Source organism: Bowmanella yangjiangensis (assembly GCF_017255015.1).
Classification (GTDB): domain Bacteria; phylum Pseudomonadota; class Gammaproteobacteria; order Enterobacterales; family Alteromonadaceae; genus Bowmanella; species Bowmanella yangjiangensis.
This window is the reverse complement of sequence record NZ_JAFKCS010000076.1, coordinates 1-4297: the sequence shown is the minus strand read 5'-3', so window position 1 is coordinate 4297 and position 4297 is coordinate 1. Positions and strand designations below refer to the sequence as shown.

The following is a 4297-nucleotide window of genomic DNA, read 5'->3' as shown; positions in this document are numbered from 1 at the left end:
GGCGTCGGTGAGCGACTTCGCCCGAATGTCGTGGATGGTCACCGTATCGATACCGGTTTTCCTGCGCAGCTCGCGGAAGGCCATTTTCACGGTGTCATATGAGACCGGCTTGCCGGTACGGGAGCAGAACAGCGTCAGTGCGCGGATCTTGCGTGGCAGCGCCTTCGCTCTAGCGATTACGTCCTGCAGGTCTGGCGTCATGGCCACGATGAGCTTGGCGCCGGTTTTCTCTTGGGTGAACGCCACGCCTTCGTCGGTGATATCGGCCAGGCGGATTGCGATCACGTCACCAATGCGTTGACCGGTCAGGTAGCACATTTCAAGGATGCAGCGGATGTAAGGGCTGGCTGCATCCAGCAGCGCAGCAAACTCGGCATCCGTGATGTATCGATCCCGGCGCGCTTCCTGGTGGCGCCTGACGCCGATGCACGGGTTGCTGTCGACCTCCTGCCACTCCAGTGCGTAGCTGAACACGATCCGCAGGAAGGACAAGATCCGGTTGCACATGTTCGGCGTGCTGGCCAGTTCCATCTTCACCGCGGCGACGTGCTTCGGCAGCACCTGCCGAGGCTCGAACTCTGCAAAGATGGTTTTCAGCCGCTCGGCTGCCGCCTGGTACTGCAGTGCGGTGTTGTCGCTGATGTTCTTCCGGTGGTGCGCAAAGGCGCGGTTGATCAGGTCTGGCATTCCGCCCGCTACCGTTCCGGATGTTTTCTTCGCATACGCGAGCAGGGCGGCCTGGTAGTCCGTATCAAGCCGCTCCCACTTCCCCTTTCGCACCAGGTAGTACGCGCCGTGTTTGTGATACATGCAGGCCGGCAGGTGCCTATCCTTCTTCCTCGGTCGCATGCGTGCGCCCTCATCCCATGAGCCTCAACTGCGGCTCTCTCTTCGATGGCTTGGTTGACCCAAGGCGCGACAATACAACGTCGCGTAGCACCTTGGGATGCCCGTCACCGCCCACCACGAAGCCGAACTTCTCGGCTGTCAGCCATTTGATCTGGGCTGATGGCTTCTTGTAGCCCGTCAGTTCGGCCACTTCATCGGGTGTCATGAACATGGCATCACCTCCGCCCACCTCTCAAGCGTGACCATCTTGCTCATGGCTGCTGCTCCTGCCGCTCGCCCTGCTCGGCCTGCACTTCCGGCGCCGGGGTGGCGGTTAGGAAGGCTCTGACCTTGCGCATCAGCTTGTTGTACCGGTACACCAGCTTAGTCGGCTCAGTCTCTTCGCTTCGATCCAACGTGTTGACTTCATCCAACAATCCCCGCGCCGCCTCCAGCTCGGCGCGCAGACGTGCAATCCCGACGTGCTGCGCATCCTCGCCGTTAAGCACTTGGCCGTAGACCTTGCAGACGCCGCGCGGCGACAGCTTAGCGATATTGCCGCGCAGCATGTTGACCAGCACCGATTCCGGATCAAGCAGGCCAGCCACCAGCGCCTCATTCTCCGCCCGCACCTCCGCCACCTGAGTGCAAAGGGCGTCGATGGCTGCGTCGTGGTCAGCCACCATTACCAGCTCACCTTTGTCGCTCTCGCTCAACGTCGTGCCGCGAGGCGCGTTGTAGCGCTTGATCATGGCTGTTGCTCCTGTCGGCGACGACCCCAGACACAGACAGGGCCATCTTCGGTATCGTGGATCGACAGCACGAACCATCCATCGCCAGCAGGGCGGGAAGGTTCCCAGGCCGAGCAATCGCACTGGCCGTCTTCGCAATAGCGGTCATGCATCTCGAAGTCGTCAGACTCCATGCTGGTCATGGCCGTCTCGATGCCGCGCTCGGTGCAGTACTTGTCGAACTCTTCACGGGTGAAGACATCGACGTCGTTCCACTCGGGTTCGGTGAAGTACTGCGGGTGGCTGAACCAGCCTTCGGCGTCGCGCACTACCTCTACAGGTTCAATGGGCTTGATGGTCATTGGTGTTGCTCCTTTTGTTGGGGCGCGATGCGGCGCGGCTCGTCGAGCATGGGGAGCCAACCGACAGGCTCGCCCTGGCCTTGGGTGAAATGGTCATGCGACCAGCACCATCCGGCGAACTGCCAGCGATCCTCACCGTCGTTTTCGAAGTTGTTGGCCCCGATGGTTGGCGCCTGGTCGGCGTCCTCGGTTGCGTGCTCGGTGAACTCGACGAGTAGGCGAACCAGCGTGCCGTCACGCGGCGCGGTGGCCATGTCACGCCAGCGTGGGTCGTGATCTTCCTGGGCGCCGCAAGCGGTGCAGACCAGCAGGTGCTGGCCGTCGTCGGTCCATTCGTGGTTGCAGGGAGCGGCGGGCTCGGCGTTGGCCAGCTCGCTGCTCACCACGTCGAGCCATCCGCAGGTATCGGCCAGCATCATCGACATATTGGCCACGTCCGCGGTGTACTCGCGGACGCCCTTCATGTCGTTGTTCTTCACGGCTTTCTGCAGCTTGGCGGTGTGGTAGTAGATTTCGAGCAGGCACTGCTCTGGAGACATTGCCAGCCAGGCTGGGCGGTCGCCCTTGCCGGTGTTGGCGTGCAGCTCGGCTTCCATCATCGCGAAGAACGGGCGCAGCACGTTGCTGTACTTGCCTTCGGAATAGGAGGTCATGCCGCTACGCGCGATCACCCGATACACGTCCTCGATGGCGCTCGTATCCTCGATCGCACCGCCGAAGAGCTCGTCGACGATCTTGCCGAGCAGGGCGCGCGGGATTTCCGGCGGCATGACCCCCACAGGTGCCGGGGTTGATCCAGTGGCGACGGCCTGGCGTAGGCTGGCCACTTGCTCGGTCAGCTCTTCCGCCAGAATTTCGAAGTGCTCGAACGGCGAGTACGGCGAGGGGATGACGTTGACGGTGATGGGAATATCGGGGAGGCGCTCTTTGCAGAGTGCGATCAGGCTGGCAGCTTGCTTCTCGGCTTCTGCCTTGGAAATCATCGGGTGCACTTCGTTGGGGCCGACGCTGTGCATCGCCCACAGTTCCGGTTGTTCCTGAGCCAGCAACTCTTTCACGAATGCGACCAGGCGATCTTTCTCGACTCGCTCCAGTTGGTCGCCGAACTCGACCACGTCGAGCAGCTTGGTCACGGCCTGGCGAGTGATTTCGATGATCGGCTCGCACGGCTCGGGCGTCATGCCGAGCATCATTGCGGAATGGATCGGGTCGATGGGTGCCGCGGCTTCGACCATCACCGGGCATTCGGCAGTGGTGTGATCAGTCGCACCAGGGCAGTTCACGCATTGCTTGTGCATGGCTGTTTCTCCTGTTGCAGGCGGTACTGGGTGAGGGCGCTGGTGCGGTGGGTGGCGCAGCGCGCCCAGTCACGGAACACGTCGGCGCTGGGCAGTGCGCCGAGCGAGCGGAAGATGGGCAGGTGCAGCTCTTCGGCGCGGATGATCTCGCCGCGGGTACCGGCGCTGCTTTCCCAGCCAGGGACCAGCACCACGGCGTCACAGCGCTCCATCATTTCCAGGGTTCCCGCCAGCCAGAACTCGTCGCCCAGCCCGGGCAGGTCGAGCTCCATATGGGCGGTGTTGGCGTGAGGGATGACGGGGAACCAGCCCAGGGCGGCGGCGCTGATGCCGATCACGCGGGCGGCGTCGATGTTGCGGGCGATATCGTCCCGTGTGGCCGCCCGGTATGGGCCGGCCACGTAGATGAGTGGCTGCATGGGTTAATCCTCGACGGTGTAGGTGACGGGGCCTTGCTCGCCCTGGTCGGAGTCGTTGGCGATGTTGATGAGCTGGCGCGCGATCGAGCGCAGCTGAGCGGCAGTGAAGTTGCCGCTGATGGTGCTGTTGTGGGTGGCGGCGGTGAAGGCGATCACCGGCACCTGCTGGCGCTGAGGGTTGTGCCAGGCGTTCAGGGTGATTTGCATGGCGCTGGCTCCTTGGGTGGGTTGCAGCGCAGGCACGCGCAGGTGCCTACGCGCTTGCCGGTGGTGCGGCAGTAGGTTGGGGCGTTCATTGGTATGGGCCTGAGAAGGGTTGGGGCTGGGTGCCCGTGCATCGGGCGCCGGTGACGGCTGGCGCTGGGCGTGGAAGAATACTGTTTTTATATCCAGTATTGTGCCATGCCTTACCAACTACCTGACTTTCGCCCGGTGACGCAGGGAGAGCTGCGCCGGATATGGGCTGAGCATCCGGAGATGCGCCGGCTGGTGCTCGAGGTCGAGCGCTATCGCCGCTTGATGGCCGAGATAGATGGCCTTTACAAGGCCACGCATGAAGCCTGGCGCACCAACGGCGGCGGCCATCTGGTGGCTCTGCATATGTTGCAGACGCTGATGACCACGGAGCGATACCGGGGCGCAGACAGCTAGGCTCATGA

General features: G+C 62.8%; 8 protein-coding genes. 1 reads left to right on the top strand and 7 read right to left on the bottom strand.

Features of this window, described 5'->3' with window-relative positions:
- From J0A65_RS21695 to J0A65_RS21665, 7 genes are all read right to left on the bottom strand, one after another.
- Positions 1-810: tyrosine-type recombinase/integrase (locus J0A65_RS21695; RefSeq protein WP_206596412.1), on the bottom strand; the 810-nt coding region annotated here is incomplete at its 3' end.
- A 49-nt stretch (positions 811-859) separates the two neighbouring features.
- Positions 860-1060: a DUF4224 domain-containing protein gene (locus J0A65_RS21690; protein WP_037057594.1), complete on the bottom strand. Its 201-nt coding sequence runs from the start codon at positions 1058-1060 to the stop codon at positions 860-862.
- Positions 1061-1100: 40 nt separating this feature from the next.
- Complete coding sequence (locus J0A65_RS21685) at positions 1101-1580, bottom strand: hypothetical protein (RefSeq protein ID WP_206596411.1); 480 nt, start codon at positions 1578-1580, stop codon at positions 1101-1103.
- Complete coding sequence (locus J0A65_RS21680; RefSeq protein WP_206596410.1) at positions 1577-1921, bottom strand: hypothetical protein; 345 nt, start codon at positions 1919-1921, stop codon at positions 1577-1579. The genes J0A65_RS21685 and J0A65_RS21680 overlap by 4 nt, the downstream gene beginning before the upstream one ends.
- Positions 1918-3219 carry a hypothetical protein gene (locus J0A65_RS21675; protein WP_206596409.1) on the bottom strand — a complete coding sequence of 434 codons (1302 nt, stop codon included), beginning with the start codon at positions 3217-3219 and terminating at the stop codon, positions 1918-1920. The genes J0A65_RS21680 and J0A65_RS21675 overlap by 4 nt, the downstream gene beginning before the upstream one ends.
- Complete coding sequence (locus J0A65_RS21670) at positions 3201-3638, bottom strand: DUF1937 family protein (protein ID WP_206596408.1); 438 nt, start codon at positions 3636-3638, stop codon at positions 3201-3203. Before J0A65_RS21670 ends, J0A65_RS21675 begins: the two co-directional genes overlap by 19 nt.
- Before the next feature lie 3 nt (positions 3639-3641).
- A complete protein-coding gene (locus J0A65_RS21665) occupies positions 3642-3845 on the bottom strand; it encodes a hypothetical protein (protein WP_206596407.1) in 204 nt (67 codons plus the stop codon).
- Positions 3846-4004: 159 nt separating this feature from the next.
- On the opposite strand from J0A65_RS21665, the gene J0A65_RS21660 reads away from it, so the two are divergent.
- Complete coding sequence (locus J0A65_RS21660; RefSeq protein WP_206596406.1) at positions 4005-4289, top strand: hypothetical protein; 285 nt, start codon at positions 4005-4007, stop codon at positions 4287-4289.
- Positions 4290-4297: the final 8 nt, after the last annotated feature.